Below are 17,223 nucleotides of genomic sequence, written 5' to 3'. Positions count from 1 at the left end.
TGGACCCCTGCGGGGGGCGGGCCCCCCGCCCCCCCCGCGTCAGTTCGGGGGCCCCCGGCGGTTCATGGGGGAGCACTTGCGTCTCCGGGGAATGGAGCTTCTTTTAGGGTCGCGGGGAGCTGCGCGACCAGCCACGACGGACCCGCAGCCGACGAACTGCCGTCTGCACTGAGGCAATTGACAACCGCCCCCCGCCGGCGAAGGGCGCGCCCACCCCGGCCACCGCACCAAGCGCCGCCCCAACCGGCACCGCATAGCGCAGCGGACTCGCCGGGTCGGCAGGCGTCGTACCTGCCGCCGTAGTCGCGACGGCCTGCCCTCCGTCGTACGACGCCGAGACGCTGGGCGAGGCGCTCGTGCCGGTGCCTGTGCCACCGGTACCCGTACCGGCGCCGCCCGCAGTCCCACCGGTACTCCCGGCGGAGCCCCCCGCACCGCTGCCCGAGCCGGAGGTACCCCCGGCGGCCGAGCCGCCCCCACCCGTGGACTTCGGACCGGTGTAGGCGACGAGCGCGTCGGCCGCCACACCGGCCTGGGCGCGCAGCTTCATGGTGAGCGGCGCGTAGCCGTAGGGCAGCCTGCCCGGATCCGCCCCCTGCGTCTGGCCGGCGCCCGAGGCGTACCGCAGCAGCGCCGCGTAGTCCTGGCGGGCGGCCTTGCTCACCTGGCCGGGCCGCAGCGCCGCGTACACCAGCTCGGTCAGCGGATAGGCACCCTTCGCCGTGGCGTTCGCCGGGGTGACCTCGGGGACGCCGGAGCCGGTGGCGGTCGCGGCCGCCGCGGTCAGCGCGGCCGTCGTCGGGGCCACGAACTTGCCCGCGCTGTTCTGCAGTTGGGCGGTCTGGAGGCCGTAGCGGGCGGCGGAGGCCGCGTCCGTGATGGTGATGACGAAGCGCGAACCGACGATCTGCGGACCGGAGTTCTTGTACGCGGGCGGGGTGGCCAGCGGGTCCCAGGCGGACTTCCACAGCGTGTCCGCGCGGCGGGCGTGCAGGGCGCCGGCGTGCATGTCCTCCACATAGGGGTGGAAGTCGATCATGCACTGCTTGTTGGTCGCGGGCGCGCCCGAGCCCGGCGGGATCGTGCACCAGGGGTCGCTCTTCGGGTAGTCGTCGGTGTTCGACGGGTCGAAGGCGGTGCCGGTCGGGTTCAGGTCCGTGTTGGTGCTGTAGTACGGGTTGACCCGCATGCCGTCGTCGTCGGGGACACCGGCGAGGAACCGCCGGGCGTCCTTGTCGGCGAGGATCCACCGCCAGATCGCGCGGGCGGTGTCGGAGTGGCCGAGCGAGGTCAGCAGATCGGTGTCGGTGGCCGGGGTCTCGGCGACCGACAGATAGGCGAACTCCGGGTTCAGCGCGATGAACTCGGGGTCGGTGGCGAGCCCGGACGGGTTCTTGCGCGCCCAGCCGTACCCCTTGACCGCCGTGCCGCTGATGACCGAACCCCAGGTGGAGCTGCGGTACGACTCGGTGAGCAGCTTGGCGACCAGGCGGGCGTTCAGCTTGATGGACTCGATCTTGGTGCCGTCGAGTCTCTCCTCGGACGCCGGTGCCCCGGACGAGGATCTGCGTTCGATCGTGAACCCGATGACGGCTCCGGAGAGGGCGACCGGCGCGTACGTCGTCGTACCGGACGGCGCTGTCGTGCCCGGGTCGGCGCCGAGCCTGCGGGTGGTGAACGCGAGGCCCGTCGAACCGTCCGCGAGCAGCCGGGCCCGGGTGTCCGGTTCGCCGAACTCGGTGTAGCTGTACACCTTGCCCGCCGCGCAGAGCTTCGCCTGCCAGCTGGTCATCGCGTCCGCCACCAACTCGCTGCCGGTGGTGGGGCGTTCGTCGGCGCCCAGGGGGCAGTTGGTGCCGACGCTGTTGAAGTCCAGCTTGATGGCGATCCGGTTCTGCCAGTTGGTGGAGGAGACCGGGGAGCCGGCGTTGACCTGGCTCTTGTCCGCGTACGGCTTTCCGTCCAGGTCCAGATGACCCTGCGGGACGATCACCAGCCAGCAGGAGCGGGGTTTGGTGACGCCGTTGGTGGTGACGGGCGTGCCGCAGCCGAGGTGGGGCGCCTCGTTGGCCGTCTGGACCTCGAAGAACTCCTTGCCGGTGCCGTCGGCGCCGGTGCGGGCGAAGTCGACCTCGTTGGTGGTGTTGCGGCTGAAGAACTTGTTGTTCTGGGTGCCGGTGGTGATCGTCGTGCCGTCCACCGACTTGAAGGGGACCTCGCCGGGGGCGTTCGGGTTGGCGGCGCCGTAGCGGTTGTCCTGGCCGTAGTTGGTGGGGTCGGCGCTGTAGAAGATCTGCCGGGTGTCGTCCTGGCCGTTGCCCGGCCAGCTGCCGCGGTCGGTGGTCGGGGAGGCGCCGTACTGGCACTGGGTGCGGGACGGGCCCGGGTTGGCGGGGACCGTGCCGTCGTCGTCGCCCCAGCACTGCATGATCTGTACGAAGTCGGTGTTGAACTGCGTGCCCGCGAAGGTCGTCGGGGTGCCGCCGGTCCAACTCACCGTCACCGCCTGGCTGGTGAGGTGGGTCGTCTGGTCGACCGTGAACTTCATGTCCTTGAACTCGCCTCGGCCCGGGACCGTGACGCTCGTGGCAGCCGGCGCGGCCGTTGCGGGCGGGGCGGACTGTCCTACGGCGAGACCGGCCAGGGCGCCGATGGCTGCGCCGGCGATGAGGCGGACCAGTAGCCTCGGCTTCGCCATCGCCTTCCGATTTCCCACCCGCACCGCCCGTGCGGCTTTCGTTGTCGGGTGCGGGTGGCCCCTGTGGGGCTCGTTCGCCGTTGGCGGCTGCGGTGCGTTGGGCAGGCTTGTCATCGTGAACTCACCTCGTCCTGGCGGTCGTTGGTGCGGGACGTGATCAGGCGGGAGGCGATCGACGGGAGCAGGAGGAGGCCCAGGATCAGGACGGCTGCCAGGAGCATCAGGGTCTGGGTGGTGGTCCAGCCGTGTTGCGTGGAGACCGCTACCGGCTGGGCGAGGGCGATCGTGCCGTCCGCCGCGGCTGCGGCCGCCGTCCCGGATCCGCCGGAGGCGGTTCCTGTTCCGCCCGAGGTCAGGGCCTGGCCGGTGTCGGGGTCTACGGAGGGTTGGGCGGCGCCGCCGGCGCCGCCGGTCGTGGTGGTGCCGGTGCCGTCCGTCGTGGTGCCGCCCGTGCTGCCGCCGGACGTGGTGCCGTCGCCCGAACTACCGTTGCGCGTCGACGACTTGGCGCCGCCGCTGCCCGTGGTGCAGGCCGTCGCACCCTGCTTGTCACAGGGCGACGGGTAAGGCGCCGTCTCCGCGAGCTTGTTGCGGCCGCTCGCGGTGAAGGTCGGGTTGTTGCAGTTCTTGATGTTGATGTTCTGCGCCCGTACACCCGGGATGCGGCGGATCTGGTCGAAGCCCGCCTTCACCAGGTTGATCGGGAGAGGGGAGTAGCCGAGCGACGGCGCCTGTTGCTGGCCCTGGCACATGAAGTAGTAGGAGAAGGCGCCCAGCGTCTTGCCCTTGTCCTTCGTGAACGTGCCCTGCACCTTCAGCGGCAGGATCATGTACGAGTAGCTGGAGAGCGGGTAGTTGCGCTTGTCGGTGTCGTTGTAGACGCCGTTGAGCTGCTGGGTGAGGTAGTCGGCGGAGCTCTTGTTCGTGTTGATCTTCGCCTTGAGCAGCGAGACCGCGACGTTCTTCGGGGTCGGCTCGGTGTAGTAGCCCGCGTGGTTGAGGACCTTGGCGACCGGATAGTGCGCGTTGAGGGCGTAGGAGTAGTTGACGTAACCGATCGCGCCCTCGCCGTAGTTCTGGGCGATGTAGCCGGCCACGCCGAGGTCGCCGGACTGGGCGATCATGCCGGAGACGGTGGGGTAGTACGAGGTTTGTCCGCAGGCGCCCGAGCGGCCGACCTTCGCGCAGTACGCGTTCCAGAGGGACTTGTGCTGGGCCGCCATCCACATCGTGAACTGGGCGGTGGAGCCGGAGCCGTCGGAACGGACCACTGGCACGATCGTGCGGTGCGGGAGTTGCAGCCCCGGGTTGTCGGCCTTGATCACCGGGTCGTCCCAGGTCTTGATGGCGCCGGTGAAGATCTTGGTGACCACGGCGCCGGAGAGGCGGAGGTTGGTGACGCGCTTGCCGTTGACGGTGAGGTGGTACATGAAGACGGTGCCGCCGGCCACGATCGGCATGTACGCGTACGACCCCGAGCCGGGGCGTTCCGCCGCGCTGCCGTCGGTGGGGTGGGTCTGGAACGGGATGTCTGACACCGCGAAGTCGACCGTGCCGCTGAGGAATTGACGGCGGCCGTCGGAGGAACCGGTGCCGGCGTAACTGATCCGCATGCCGTACTGGTTGACCGCGCGGCGCCATTCGTCGACGGCGTTCTCCGCCCAGGTGGAGCCGGCGCCGGAGATGGGGGTGTAGCTGTCGGCGGCGGCGGGGCCGGCGAGTGGCCCTGCCAGTAGAGCGGTGAGGGCGGTCATGATCGCGACCAGGGTTCCCAGTGCGCGTAGGCGGCGGAGAGGGGCGGTGAGGTGGCTGGGCATCAGTCGGTCGTCTCTCCGGGCGCGGGCTGGTGGGTGGCGGGGTTTTCGTTCCCACCCGCACCACCCGTGATGGTTTCGCCGTCGGGTGCGGGTGGCCCCTGTGGGGCGGCTTCGCCGTCGGCGGCTGCGGGTGCGTTGTGGGCGGCGGTGGTGGCTGCGGTCGGTCCGTGGCTTCGGCGCGCGCTCTTCGTGTCGGCTTCGCCGCCACTGTGTGCGCTGGTCGTGACTGGTTCGTCGTGGGGTGCGGGTGGTCCCTGTGGGGTGGGTTCGCCGTCGGCGGCTGCGGGTTGTTCGGGGGTGGGCGTTGTTGCCGACTGTTCGTGGGGACGCGCGTCGAACAACGACAGGCCCGGTGCGCGGAGTTCGTCGAAGCGGGCCGCGTCTCGTCTTGAGGCTCGGGCCGTGCGGCGGGCCTGGCTGCGGGTTTGTTGGCCCGGGCCTCGGCCGCCGATCACCCGGGCGATCACGAAGAGGACCAGGACCAGGGCCATCAGGACCGCCGCCGCTCCGAAGCCGCGGGCGATCATCGCCGGTTCGGGGGAGCGGACGAAGCTGAAGACAGCCAGGGGGAGGGAGATCATCGGGCCGTGCAGTGGGTCGTAGTTCGTGGCTGCCGTGAAGCCCGCGGTGAGAAGGACTGGGGACGTTTCGCCGATGCCGCGTGCCGTGCCGAGGATGACTGCCGTGGCCAGGCCCGAGCGGGCCGTCGGCAGGACCACGTGCCAGACCGTGCGCCAGCGTGGTGCGCCCAGTGCCTCCGCCGCCTCGGTGAGTGTGCCGGGGACGAGGCGCAGGACCACGTCCGACGCGCGGATCACGATCGGCAGCATCATCACGCTGATCGCGAAGCCCGCCGCAAGTCCCGACTTCTCCATGCCCAGTTGGAGGACCCAGACGGCGTAGACCATGAGGCCGGCCACGATGGACGGCAGTGCGGTCATCGCCTCGACGATGGTGCGGACGAAGCGGGAGAAGCGGCCGGGGATCTGGTTGAGGTACACCGCGCAGGCCAGCCCCAGCGGGACGGTGATCAGCAGCGCGATGGTGATCATCAGCAGGGTGCCGATCATCGCGTGGGCTATGCCGCCTACGCCCAGCGGGTCCAGCGGGCCCGCCGCCTGCATGTCCTGGTGGAAGAAGTTGAGGTAGGTGAGCGCCTCGCGGCCCCGCCAGAGGGTGAAGCCGACGACCAGGGTGAGGGCGGAGAACAGCAGGCCCGCCGCCGTCCACAGCACGACCGTCATCACCCGGTCGCGTACCGCCTGGCCGTTCTCCTCCAGGCCGGTGAGTACGCCGTAGACGGCGAGGAAGACGGTGTACCAGGTTACGGCGAAGCCCAACGCCCCTGAGAAGGGGGCGAGTTCACCGAACAGGAGCACGCTCACGCACAGGCCGGACACCGCGGCCCCGCACAGCGCCAGCACCCCGGAGCGGGTGGGGCCGCCGATCCGCCGTGGTACGTCCGGGAGTTGGGCGGTCGCGGGCTCCGCCTCGACAGGTGCCGCGAGTTCTTCTACGACCGTCATCTCATGCCTCGCTCTGCGCGCCGGACCGCGAGCGGGCCGCGATCGTGGACGCGGTGAAGTTGACCGCCAGGGTGAGCAGGAACAGCGCCAGGCCCGCCGCCATCAGTGCCGACATGCCGAAGGAGGAGGCGTCGCCGTAGTGCAGGGCGATGAGGGAGGAGACCGAGTTGGAGCCGGTCTGCAGGATGTGCGGCTGGATCACGAAGACCGGCGAGATGATCATGTAGACGGCGATCGTCTCGCCCATCGCCCGGCCGAGCCCCAGCATCGTGCCGCCGATGATGCCGCCCTTGCCGTAGGGCAGGACGACCGCTCGGATCATGCCCCAGCGGGTCGCGCCGAGCGCGTAGGCGCCCTCGCGTTCGCCGGCCGGTGCCTGGGCGAAGACCTCGCGCATCACCGAGCACTGGATGGGCGCGACCATCAGCGCGACGACGATCCCGGCGACGAACGCGGACGCGGTGTAGACGCTCGCGGAGGCGAGTGGGTCGCCCGGGTGGGTGCCGTCGACCTTGAACAGCGGGATCCAGCCGAACCAGTCGGACAGCCAGCGCGACAGGCCGATCACATGCGCCTGGAGGAAGAAGAGGCCCCAGAGGCCGTAGACGACGGACGGGACCGCCGCCATCAGGTCGACCAGGCTGACCAGGGTGCGGCGCAGGCCGCGCGGGGCCACGTCGGAGATGAAGAGTGCTGTTCCGACCGCCAGTGGTACGGAGATCGTGACCGCGACGGCGGCGATCAGCAGGGTGCCGGTGAGCACGGCCGCGATGCCGAACTTGTGGACGTCCGGCTGCCATTGGGCCGTCGTCAGGAACGACGGGCCGGTGGCGCGCAGCGCCTGCGTGGCCCGTAGGAGGAGGAACAGTCCTACGGCGGCCATGATGCCGAGGACCACGACCCCGGTGGCGGTCAACTGGTAGCGGAAGACGCGGTCGCCGAGCCCTCGGGCGGCCTGTGGCCGTCGGGGTGGCGGATCGAGCACGGGTCTGTGGGGCTCCGTTCGGCCGGAGCCCTTCTGCGCGGACAGCACGTGTCCCTCCACCTGAGGAAACGAAACGAAACGAACGAGGCGCTTCGCGACTTCCCGGTGGATGTCGCGCGGAGTGAGTCAATGGCCGGATTCTTTCGGCGCAGAGCTTCACATGTGGAGAATCGGTGAACGGGTCATGTCACTTCGGTGGGTCAGCTGTGGAGGAGGCCCCAACAGGGGCACCCCTGGGGGCGTCGGGCACCTTGCCTCCTCCGGGCAACCTGACCGGCCTGAACATTGCCGGGGGTCCCAGAAGCGCTTCCCGCGCGGGCCTGGGCAGAGTTGGGGCCATGACCGACGTCCGGGAAGTGCACTGCCGAGCCCGTCCGCGCCGCGCCCTGTGGCTGTCCGCGGCGTTCGCGGCGGCGGGCGTCGGGGTGTCGGTGGCGTGGGCGGCGTATCGCGGGCTACCCCGGCGCGCTCACCGTGCAGCGGCTGCGCGGGCGCCGGCTGCCCGACGACGAAGTCCTGCCGTCAGCCCTGCCGTTCGTGGTCCCCCTCGTCGGTACGGCCCTGTGGCTGGTGCCGTTGTGCTACCTGCACCCGACGACGCTGCTCGCCTCACCCGCCACGATCGGCTGGCCGGCGGCGGGCACGCCGGCCACGGCCGCGCTGGTGGTGTGGGCCTGGCGCGAGACCCGGGTGCGTCCGGCCGGCGAGGACGAACTCGCCGTAGAACTGCCGGAGTTGGACGGCGAGGTGTTCGTGTCCGCCCGCTTCCTGGAGCACACCGACTACAACCCGTACGGCTTCGGTACCCATATCGCCCTCGGTGACGGGCCGCCCGCGGTGACCCCGGGTCCGGGGCGGTTCGCGGCCCGCCGGATCCCGGTGGAACGGCTGACCGTCAAGGGCGTACGACGGGCCCGTGACGGCGACGGCGACACCGTCCCCGGCGACTGGCACATCGCCGAACTCGACGACGGGGGCCGCCCGGTCCGCCTCGCGGCGGCACCGGACGACCTCACCCGCGTCCTGCGCGAACTGACGGCGGTGCGGGAGGTGCCGTAGGCCTCAGGCCTGCTTGGGGCCGGCCTGCTGGATCACCTCGAAGGTCCACAGCGTGGCGTCCGACGCGGCGGGCTTCGGGCGCTCGCCCTGGGCGGAGCCGTCCTGGGGTGTGCCCCGGTGCGCGGCCTGGCCCATGCCGGACATCCACTTCTGGAAGTCCTCCTCTGTGCGCCAGCGGGTGTAGACGAGGTAGGTGTCGGTGCCCTCGACGGGCCGGAGCAGCTCGAACCACTCGAAACCGTCCGAGCCGTCCACCGTCCCGGCGCGGTTGGCGAACCGCTTCTCCAGCGTCTCGCGCTGTTCTTCCGGCACGGTCAGTACGTTGATTTTTACTACGCTCATGGCCTCATCCTGCCGCACGGGTGATCAGGAGGGCGTGAGCGACCAGTAGCAGACCGACAGCCGCGCCTGGCACAGCAGCAAGGCGGGCCCGGCACGGAACTGGGCCCGGCTCGCGCACGGGCGGACCAACTCGATCCTCCGGGAGGGCATGACCCGCGGCGAGGAGCTCGCGCAGCTCACCGACATCGTCGACACCATCGCCGGCGCCACCGGCCGGCGCCCACGCGGCTGGATGGGGCCCGGACCGACCGAGACGTTCCACACCCCGGCCCTGCTCGCCGACTCCGAGCACAGTGGGCGGGTGATGGCCCTGGCACTGCACCCGTTCGTGATCGGCCAGGCCTTCCGCGCCACGTATCCGAACCGGGCGTTGGCCTGCCTCGCGGCGCAACCCGACGTCTGGCTGACCACCAGCGACGAGATCGCCGAGCACTACTGGCACACGGTCGGCCGCGAACCTACGACACCCGGCCCGGCCGCCGGGTGGCGAACCCGCCAGTTCGAACCACTCGAAGCCGTCCGAGCCGTCGACCGTCCCGGTGAACTGGCGTGTCCTCCGGGGCGGTTGTGTGCCGAACGGCCGTCACCGGCCGTCCTCTTTCGGGTGATCCGGGGACGGCATAACGGCCGTAACGTTTCCTCACTTCGCCCGCCGACCTGCGTTTTTGCTGGTGGGGGGCCGTATTTGGCTCACCAGTTCGCATCGTGTCACGTTCCCGGACCGATCTTGATCCGATCTACAGTCGTGCTCGCTCGTCCAAGATCACTTACGAACGAGGCGTGTGTGACCCTCCGACTGCCCAGCGCAGCCCCCCTCTTGACGCCGTCGCGGACGGCCGTCCTCGAGGGCATCGCCGGTTACGTCCCCCCGGACGCGGTGGCGAACGACGCCCTGCCCGCCGCGTGGGGTGTCGACGACGCCTGGGTGCGCAGACGCACCGGCATCGGCGAACGGCGGCGCGCGGCACCGGGGGTGACCACCGGCGACCTCGCGCTGGAGGCGGCCGGCCTGGCCCTCTCGGCGGCCGGGCGGCCGGCGGTCGACGCCGTCGTCGTCGCCACCTCCACCCCCGACCGGCCGATGCCCGCCATGGCCCCCCGACTCGCCACCCGCCTCGGCCTCCGCGGACCGGCCGCCTGGGACGTGTCCGCCGCGTGCAGCGGATTCGTCTACGGCCTCGCCGCCGCCGTCGGTGCCGTGACCTCGGGGTGCGCCGACCGGGTGCTGCTGGTCGCGGCCGAGGTGTACTCGACGCTCCTCGATCCGCAGGACCGTTCCGCCGGGATCCTGTTCGGCGACGGCGCTGGAGCGGCCGTACTGCGACGTGGGGCACCGGACGAACCGGGCGCGGTACTGGCTCTCGACCTCGGCAGCGACGGCTCGGGGGACGAGCTGATCCAAGTGCCCGGCGGCGGTGCGCTGGAGCGCTCCCGGCCGGGTGAATTCGGCCCGGACGACCGCTACTTCCGCATGCGGGGACACGACGTCTTCCAGCATGCGGTGACCCGTATGACACAGTCCGCCCACACCGCGCTCAAGCGCGCGGACTGGGCGGCCGAGGACATCGACCGGTTCTGCGCCCACCAGGCCAACGCCCGGATCCTGTCCGCCGTCGGCGCCCGTATCCCGGTGCCCGACGACCGGCATGTCACCAACATCGCCCGGGTCGGCAACACCGGCGCCGCCTCCATCCCGCTGGCCCTCGCCGACGCCGCCGCGCGGGGTGAACTCCACGCCGGGCAACGGGTGTTGCTCACGGCCTTCGGCGCCGGGCTCACCTGGGGCTCGGCGGCCCTGGTCTGGCCGGAGCTGCCGGCCGTGCCCGGGATCGAGGCTGTCGACCCAGCGCGGCTGCCGGTCGTCTGAGACCACGCCCGTTCGCGGGCGGCCCCGCTGTTCCCCGTCCGCCGGTGCTCGCTGTCCTCGCGTACCGCGAAACAGGTCGAGCGCCCCGATTGTGCAGCCCTGCTCACTCGTCGAAAGGAACGCCATGTCTCCCGTCCAGAGTGCCGTGACCGCCGTACTCACCCAGAAGTTCGAGGTCAGCCCCGAGTGCATCCGCCCGGAGGCCACCCTGGAGAGCCTCGATCTCGACTCGCTCGCGCTGGCCGAACTCGCCCTGGCGCTCCAGGAGGAGCTGGGGGTTCCGGTCGCGGAGGAGGAGGCCGCCCGGCACAGCACCGTGGGTGAGCTCGTCGCCACGCTGAACGCCAAGCGGCCGTGATGACCGCACGCTGCGCACCCGTCTCCGTCACCGGCCTGGGGCTCATCACCCCGGCCGGGGTCGGCCGCGCGGCCACTTGGGAGGGGGTCCTGAGCGGGCGTTCCACCGCCGCTACAGACCCCGAACTCAAGGGCTGCGCCGTCGACTTGTCCTGCCGTATCCCTCTCATGACCCCGGAGCAGGCCCGGATCGGCGGCGGCAAGGCCTGGCGCATGGGCCGCTTCAGCCAGCTGGCCGTGCTCGCCGCGCGGGAGGCCGTCGCCGACGCCGGGCTCGACCCCGCCGGGTGGGACGGCGCACGGGTCGCCGTGGTCATCGGCTCCGGTCTTGCCGGGGCCGCCCATCTGGAGGACCAGACAGTCCGCCACCACCAGGGCGGCCCGGAGCTGGTGTCACCCGCACTCGTCCCCATGCTGATCTCCAACATGGCAGCCGGAGAAGTGCTGTTGGACCTCCGCGCCCACGGTCCCTCGATGGCGACCGAGAGCGCCTGCGCCTCCGGGGCCAGCGCCCTGGCCACCGCACGCGCGCTGCTGCTCGCCGGACTGTGCGACATCGCGGTGGCGGGCGGCGCGGAGGCGGCCGTCACCCCGGTGATCACCTCCGGCTTCCAGCGGATGGGCGCGCTGTCGTCCCGGGTCGGTGAACCCGGCGCCGCCTCACGGCCGTTCGCGGCCGACCGGGACGGGTTCGTGATCGCCGAGGGGGCCGCCGTCCTCGTCCTGGAACGGGAGGCGGACGCCCGCGCCCGTGGACAGCGGCGCTACGCCCGGCTCGCGGGCGTCGGCCAGACCTCCGACGCGTTCCACCCCACCGCGCCCGCGCCGGGGGGAGTTCACGCCGAGGCCGCGCTGCGCGCCGCGCTCGCGGAGGCGGGGCTCGGGCCCGGAGACGTCGACCACGTCAACGCGCACGGCACCTCGACCCCACTCAACGACCTGACCGAGGCGGAGTTGATCCAGCGGGTCCTCCCGCACGGGCCAAGTGTCACCGCTCCCAAGGGAGTTCTGGGCCACGGTCTCGGAGCGTCCGGCGCGGTCGAGGCCGCGCTCACCGCCCTGACCGTGCACCGCTCCACCGTGCCGCCGATCGCCAACCTCACCCCGGACAACCTCCCCTACGACCTGGACTGCGTCACCGGCCTTCCCCGCCGGCAGCGCGTCCGGGCCGCCGTCAGCCACTCCTTCGGGTTCGGCGGACACAACGTGGTGCTGCTTTTCACCGGAGAGCACTGAACACAGGAAGGATCAATGACCGTTCACAGCACGATCGTTCACGCCACCGTCCACATCCCCGAGGGGCGGCAGAGCGTGGCCGCGGTGGAGGACCGCTTCCGGGCGGGCAGCCCCGCCGTGCCGCTGGCGCGCGGGGTGCTCCAGCGCATGTACGGGCTGGCCGAGCGCACCGTGGCCGATGACCTGGAGCAGCCCTCCGACCTCGCCGCGCACGCGGCCCGGCGCCTCCTCGACGACACCGGCACCGACCCGGCCGACATCGACCTGCTCCTCTACGCCGGCATCCTCGCCGACATGGAGGAGCCGGCCACCGCCCATGTCGTCGCCGACAAACTCGGCCTGGGCTGCCCGGTGTTCGACCTGAAGAACGCCTGCAACGGAGTCCTCAACGCGCTGGAGGTCGCCGACGCGTTCATCCGGGGCGGCCGGTACCGCCGGGTGCTGGTGACCACCGCCGAGGTCAGCACCCGGGAGAGCCGCTGGCAGGTCGACGACCCGGCCGAGCTGCCGACCGCGCTGCCCAGCCTCAGCACCGGCGACATGGGCTCGGCACTGCTGGTCGAGGCCGGTGAGCGGCCCGGCATCCTCGGCTCCCGGTTCTTCGCCAACTCCTGGGGCTGGCGCGCCGCGACCCTGCCCAACCCGTACGCCCAGCACCGCCGGCTCGGCCATCTCCGCATCGACTCCGCCCGGCTGGTGGGCTCCTTCGACGGGCTGCCGGGCAAAGTGCGGGGCGCGCTGCGGGAGTTGGACCTCACAGGCGAAGACCTGGACCTCGTCTGTGTGCATCAGCCCTCGGTGCCGTTCACCAAGGTCGTCTGCGACTGGGTGGGCGTGGACCCGGGCCGCGTCCTGGCCACCTTTCCCACCCACGGCAACGTGGCGACCAACACCATCCCCCTCCAACTGGCCGCCGCCCTCGACGCCGGACGGCTCCGACGCGGCGACCTGGTCGGCATGTTCGGCTTCGCGAGCGGGGCCAGCGCGGGAGTGGTCGTCGCCCGCTGGTGAATCCCGACACCGGCTCGTCCACTGGCTCCGTACGAAGGTGAAGGCACCATGACCACGACCCGCGTCCCCCGCATCCCACCCCTCCCGCCCGCCGAATGGCCCCCGGTCCTAAGGGCGTTGCTCGCCGACTCCCACCGGGACGGCCCCGGCCGGGAGAACCTCTTCGGCACCCTCGCCCACCACCCCGTCCTCGCCCACGCCTGGCTCTCCCTCGCCCGCGTCCTCACCCACGAAGGCACCCTCGGCCACCGCAGACGCGAACTGATCGTCCTGCGCGTCGCCCACCGCCTCGACGCGCCCTACGTCCACCGACGGCACCGCACCCCGGCCGCGGACGCCGGACTGACGGAGGCCGAGATCGACGCGACCGCGACCGACCTGGACTCCCACGCCTGGGCGGGCGAGGACCGCGACCTCTTGGAGGCGGCCGGCCTACTGGCTGCCAACTCGCCGATTCCTGACGGCCTTTGGGGCCGACTCGCCCGAGTCCTCGGTCCCGGGCAACTCGTCGAGCTCCTGGTCCTGGCGGGTCAGACCGCCACCATGTGCGCCACGCTCAACACCCTCCGCACCCCCTCCGACCGGCAGCCCTCTCTCGTCGTACACCTGGACCGCGAACGCTGTTGCAGCGCGGGCCAGTGCGTCGGCGCGGCACCCGAGGTGTTCGAGCAGGACGAGGAGGACGGCCGGGTCACCCTGCTCGTGGCGGAGCCGGACGCGCGGTACGCCGACGCGGTCCGTTTCGCCGCAGACCTGTGCCCCAGTGGCGCCATCACGCTGGTCGACGAAGAGGAGCCGGCCCGCCCATGACGACCGCCACCACATCCCTCAACCTCCCGGCCCCCTACGGCAGTTGCCCCTTCTCCCCGCCGCCCGCCTACACCGAGGCCGCCCGCGAGTCCGCCGTCACCCGTGCCGTGCTGCCGGACGGCACCGCGTGCTGGCTCGTCACCGGCTACGACGAGGTCCGGGCCGTGCTGGCCGACGCCCGCTTCAGCGCGGACGCGCGCACACCGGGTTTCCCCTTCCTCTCCGCCGGACAGCGTGAACTGGCCACCGCCAAGCCGAGCTTCATCCGCATGGACGACCCCGAGCACGCCCGGCTGCGCCGCATGGTCAGCAAGGACTTCCTGGTCAAACGGATCGAGGAACTGCGCCCGGGCATCCAGGACATCGTCGACCGGGCCGTGGACCGCATGACCGAGGGCCGTACGTCGGCCGACCTGGTGGCGGACTTCGCGCTCCCGATCCCGTCGCTGGTCATCTGCCTGATGCTCGGGGTGCCGTACGAGGACCACGACCTCTTCCAGTCGCTCAGCCGCACCCTCCTCGACAACCGCACCACCCGACCGGAGGCGGAGCGGGCGCACGCCCAACTCATGGGCTATCTGACGGAGTTGGCCGAGTACAAGCGCGGCCACCCCGCCGACGACATCCTCAGCCGGCTCGCCGCCCGCGAGGACCTGACCCCCCAGGAGACGGCGTCACTCGGCTTCCTTCTCCTGGTCACCGGGCACGAGTCCACCGCGAACATGACGGCCGTCAGTGTGCTCGCGCTGCTCCAACGCCACGACCAGGCCGCCCTGTTGCGCGCGGACCCGGGCCTGGTGCGGGGCGCCGTGGAGGAGTTGCTGCGCCATCTCACGATCATCCATCTGGGGCTGGGGCGCGCGGCGACCGAGACCGTGCGGGTGGGCGGCGTGACGATCCCGGCCGGGGACGGCGTGATCTGCATGCTGTCCACCGCCAACCGGGACCGCCAACTCTTCGGTGCGGCAGATGACTTGGACCTCACCCGGGACGCGCGCCGCCATGTCGCCTTCGGCTACGGCATCCACCAGTGCCTGGGCCAGACCCTGGCCCGCGTGGAACTCCAGACCGTCCTCACGACCCTGTTCCGCCGCCTGCCCGGCCTGCGCCTCGCCGTCCCCGCCGGTCAACTCGCCTACAACCAGGACAACATCGTGTACGGGCTGCGCGCGCTCCCGGTCACCTGGATCTGATCAGAACACCCGCCCGAGGTCCTGCTGCACGATCGTCCGCATGCTGTGCTCGGCGAGCGCGGCGATCGTCGTCGACGGGTTGCAGGCGCCGGTGGAGCCGGCGGCGGGACGGGCGCCGTAAGGCGGGCGTGAGGCGAGCGGCTGGAGCACTGGGGCGCGGTCAAGTGCGCACGCCTGGACGACGACCGGGCCATCCGGCGGCTGATGGGCGAGGCCCGGTCACGTGGTCGGGCGTGACCGAAGGCCTGGTGCCCCGCCGCGCCACGGCACCGGCCGCGAACTTCCTGGCCAGGCTGGACGCCGACGACGGTCACCTCGTGAACGTCGTCGGCAGCAGGAACTACTACCTCGCGGGCGAGGCCGAGGACGACAGTTGGACCGTACGGAACATCGCGAAGCGACCGCCGGGGGCTGAGGTCTCAGGGCTGTACGGGCATGGTCCAGCAGTTGGAGGTGGTCGGCCTGCCGGCCAGGCGGTCGGTGAGCCAGGAGATGGCGTCGCCCTGGTCGGTGAGCAGGGGTGCGAAGTGGTTGAGGAGCGCGCTGCCGACACTGGGCAGGACGACGGGCTTGTAGCTGACGTCGGCTCCCTTCGCGCACCAGGCGACGGCGAGTTGGCGGGCCTGGGCGTGCGGGACGAGGTTGTCGCTGACGCCGGTCGCGAGGCGGACGGGCCCCGACGGTTTCAGCGTGCCGATGCGCTGTTCGTCGACGTAGGCCTTGAAGGCGGGAGTTGCCGCGATGATCTCGCTGAGGGACTGCCCGTCCGTGGTCCAACTGGTGCTCTTCGTATACGCGTAGCCGAGCAGCGCGTCGCCCACGCACATGGTCGACAGGTCGGTGAGCGCGGCCTTCCCGGCGGCGTTGAGGTGTGCCTCGGCGAGGGGCTTCAGCGCCGGGTCGGACTGGAGGAACCCGTTGAGCGACCAGCCCAGCGCACCGGCGAGTTCGCTGCCGTCGATGGCCTTGGTGACCGAGGTCAGGTCGGCGGGCGGGGCTCCGGCGTAGGTTCCGGAGAGGGTGACGTCGGGGGCGTAGGAGGACTGGAGTTCGGCTGCTGCCGCGGTCGCGCCGCCGCCCTGGCTGTAGCCGTAGAGCCCGACCGGTGAGGCGGCGGTGACCGAGGTTCCGGTGAGCGAACGGGCGGCGCGCACGGCGTCCAGCACCGCGTGCGCCTCGTCGATCCGGTTGACGTAGGTGTGCAGCCGGTCCGTGGCGCCGAGGCCCGCATAGTCGGTGACGACGACGGCGACGCCCTCGGCGAGCAGGCGGTAGATGGAGAGGTCCTCGTAACCGACCGAGACCGTCTGGCTGTTGAAGACGAGGGGGTGTTCCAGGCCCATCGACGCGGAGCACTGGTCGCCCTGTCCGACGGTGCCGGGGGCGACCGCGACGAGGGGGCGCGGGCCGCTGCCGGACCAGTCGGCGGAGGGTTCGATGTAGGCGCCGGTGACGGCGACGGGCTGGCCGTTGGAGTCGGTGGACTTGTACATCAGCCGGGTCGCGGTGCCAGGGAGCGGGCCGTCGAGGCCGGGCAGGCTCAGGGCGAGGGGGAGGGGCTCGCTGCGGACGAGGGTGCCGTTCGCGGCGGGCAGGGTGGCGGGCGGGTTGTAGAACTCGGGGATCGTGACCCCTCTGGACACGACCTCGTCCGAGGCGGTGGCGGCGGACGCGGTCGTGCCGACGAGGGCCTGCGCCCCGACGCAGGCGACGACGGTGAACGCGGCGCCGAGCAGGCGCCGTTGGCGTGCGGGCATGGCGAACCTCCTGTGGAGCGGCCGTCAGGAAGCGGCGGCGCGGTGGCGCACACACGCGTCCCACGTGTGTGCGCCGGTGCCGCCGGAAAGTGGTTCGCCTGGAACTTACCTGCGGGTAAGTTACTCGTGATACCTGTCGGTAGGTTACGTTTCGGTAATGTGACTGACTGTCAAGTCGAGGCAATCCGATTGAGACGGTCGGCCACGGCCTCCGGCTCGCTGACCATCAGGTCGTGGCCGGTGTCGATGTCCCACAACCGCCCGGCCGCACGCGCCGGTTCGAGGTCCGCGGGTCGCTTTCGGCGGCCGGGCTGAGAGTGAGCCGGTTCAGCACGCGCTGCCTGGCCTCGATGTCGCGCGGCACGCGGGCCGGGTCGTGCAGGGGCGCGCGGCGCGCGGTCGTGCCGTGGCAACCAGTGAGATCCCCTCGGCCGAAGTCGACTTCGGCTACGTGCACGGTCCACTCCGCAGAGAATCCGGCGGCGAGGTCACCCTCCTCGTACAGGGGCGTTCACCTGCGTTCAAGGCCGGCTGGTCGCCGGGACGGGGTTGCCCCCTGGCCTCT

The 17,223-nt window shown here is 71.5% G+C and carries 14 protein-coding genes and 1 pseudogene; 7 read left to right on the top strand and 8 right to left on the bottom strand.

Annotated features, from left to right (window positions below; all coding sequences use genetic code 11):
* Positions 1-103: 103 nt before the first annotated feature.
* The 4 genes from ACFXC1_RS25720 to pstC all read right to left on the bottom strand — a co-directional run bounded on the left by ACFXC1_RS25720 (position 104) and on the right by pstC (position 7,074).
* On the bottom strand, positions 104-2,698 hold the full coding sequence (locus ACFXC1_RS25720) for a hypothetical protein (RefSeq protein ID WP_381246177.1): 2,595 nt from the start codon (positions 2,696-2,698) through the stop codon (positions 104-106).
* Positions 2,699-2,808: 110 nt separating this feature from the next.
* Positions 2,809-4,515 carry a phosphate ABC transporter substrate-binding protein PstS gene (locus ACFXC1_RS25715; protein WP_381246176.1) on the bottom strand — a complete coding sequence of 569 codons (1,707 nt, stop codon included), beginning with the start codon at positions 4,513-4,515 and terminating at the stop codon, positions 2,809-2,811.
* Positions 4,515-6,041: a phosphate ABC transporter permease PstA gene (gene pstA / locus ACFXC1_RS25710; RefSeq protein WP_381246174.1), complete on the bottom strand. Its 1,527-nt coding sequence runs from the start codon at positions 6,039-6,041 to the stop codon at positions 4,515-4,517. The genes ACFXC1_RS25715 and pstA overlap by 1 nt, the downstream gene beginning before the upstream one ends.
* A gap of 1 nt (position 6,042) precedes the next feature.
* Complete coding sequence (gene pstC, locus ACFXC1_RS25705; protein WP_381246173.1) at positions 6,043-7,074, bottom strand: phosphate ABC transporter permease subunit PstC; 1,032 nt, start codon at positions 7,072-7,074, stop codon at positions 6,043-6,045.
* A gap of 402 nt (positions 7,075-7,476) precedes the next feature.
* Here pstC and ACFXC1_RS25700 point away from each other — a divergent pair.
* Positions 7,477-8,085: pseudogene (locus tag ACFXC1_RS25700) on the top strand (PH domain-containing protein); the annotation flags it as partial.
* Between the two features lie 3 nt (positions 8,086-8,088).
* Here the strand turns inward: ACFXC1_RS25700 and ACFXC1_RS25695 are convergent.
* Positions 8,089-8,427: an antibiotic biosynthesis monooxygenase family protein gene (locus ACFXC1_RS25695; protein WP_381246171.1), complete on the bottom strand. Its 339-nt coding sequence runs from the start codon at positions 8,425-8,427 to the stop codon at positions 8,089-8,091.
* A 784-nt stretch (positions 8,428-9,211) separates the two neighbouring features.
* On the opposite strand from ACFXC1_RS25695, the gene ACFXC1_RS51225 reads away from it, so the two are divergent.
* The 6 genes from ACFXC1_RS51225 (at position 9,212) to ACFXC1_RS25665 (ending at position 14,901) form a co-directional block, all read left to right on the top strand.
* Positions 9,212-10,294, top strand: coding sequence for a beta-ketoacyl-ACP synthase 3 (locus tag ACFXC1_RS51225; RefSeq protein ID WP_463294322.1), 1,083 nt, complete (start codon positions 9,212-9,214; stop codon positions 10,292-10,294).
* A gap of 124 nt (positions 10,295-10,418) precedes the next feature.
* The gene (locus ACFXC1_RS25685) at positions 10,419-10,652 is read left to right on the top strand and encodes a phosphopantetheine-binding protein (protein ID WP_381246168.1); all 234 of its coding nucleotides are present in this window, start codon (positions 10,419-10,421) and stop codon (positions 10,650-10,652) included.
* On the top strand, positions 10,652-11,887 hold the full coding sequence (locus ACFXC1_RS25680; protein WP_381246166.1) for a beta-ketoacyl-[acyl-carrier-protein] synthase family protein: 1,236 nt from the start codon (positions 10,652-10,654) through the stop codon (positions 11,885-11,887). The genes ACFXC1_RS25685 and ACFXC1_RS25680 overlap by 1 nt, the downstream gene beginning before the upstream one ends.
* Positions 11,888-11,902: 15 nt before the next feature.
* Positions 11,903-12,898 carry a 3-oxoacyl-ACP synthase III family protein gene (locus ACFXC1_RS25675; RefSeq protein ID WP_381246164.1) on the top strand — a complete coding sequence of 332 codons (996 nt, stop codon included), beginning with the start codon at positions 11,903-11,905 and terminating at the stop codon, positions 12,896-12,898.
* A gap of 48 nt (positions 12,899-12,946) precedes the next feature.
* On the top strand, positions 12,947-13,708 hold the full coding sequence (locus tag ACFXC1_RS25670) for a ferredoxin (protein WP_381246163.1): 762 nt from the start codon (positions 12,947-12,949) through the stop codon (positions 13,706-13,708).
* A complete protein-coding gene (locus ACFXC1_RS25665; protein ID WP_381246161.1) occupies positions 13,705-14,901 on the top strand; it encodes a cytochrome P450 in 1,197 nt (398 codons plus the stop codon). Before ACFXC1_RS25670 ends, ACFXC1_RS25665 begins: the two co-directional genes overlap by 4 nt.
* On the opposite strand, the gene ACFXC1_RS25660 is transcribed toward ACFXC1_RS25665, so the two are convergent.
* From ACFXC1_RS25660 to ACFXC1_RS25650, 3 genes are all read right to left on the bottom strand, one after another.
* Positions 14,902-15,051 (bottom strand): hypothetical protein, encoded by a 150-nt coding sequence (locus ACFXC1_RS25660; protein WP_381246159.1) that lies wholly within the window; start codon positions 15,049-15,051, stop codon positions 14,902-14,904.
* Positions 15,052-15,320: 269 nt separating this feature from the next.
* The gene (locus ACFXC1_RS25655; RefSeq protein ID WP_381246157.1) at positions 15,321-16,658 is read right to left on the bottom strand and encodes a lipase family protein; all 1,338 of its coding nucleotides are present in this window, start codon (positions 16,656-16,658) and stop codon (positions 15,321-15,323) included.
* 226 nt (positions 16,659-16,884) lie between these two features.
* Positions 16,885-17,115: a hypothetical protein gene (locus ACFXC1_RS25650; RefSeq protein WP_381246155.1), complete on the bottom strand. Its 231-nt coding sequence runs from the start codon at positions 17,113-17,115 to the stop codon at positions 16,885-16,887.
* Positions 17,116-17,223 lie beyond the last annotated feature (108 nt).

The organism is Streptomyces hokutonensis (assembly GCF_042751305.1).
GTDB lineage: Bacteria > Actinomycetota > Actinomycetes > Streptomycetales > Streptomycetaceae > Streptomyces > Streptomyces hokutonensis_A.
The sequence above is the reverse complement of the archived record's forward strand: the minus strand, read 5'-3'. Positions and strand labels throughout refer to the sequence as shown.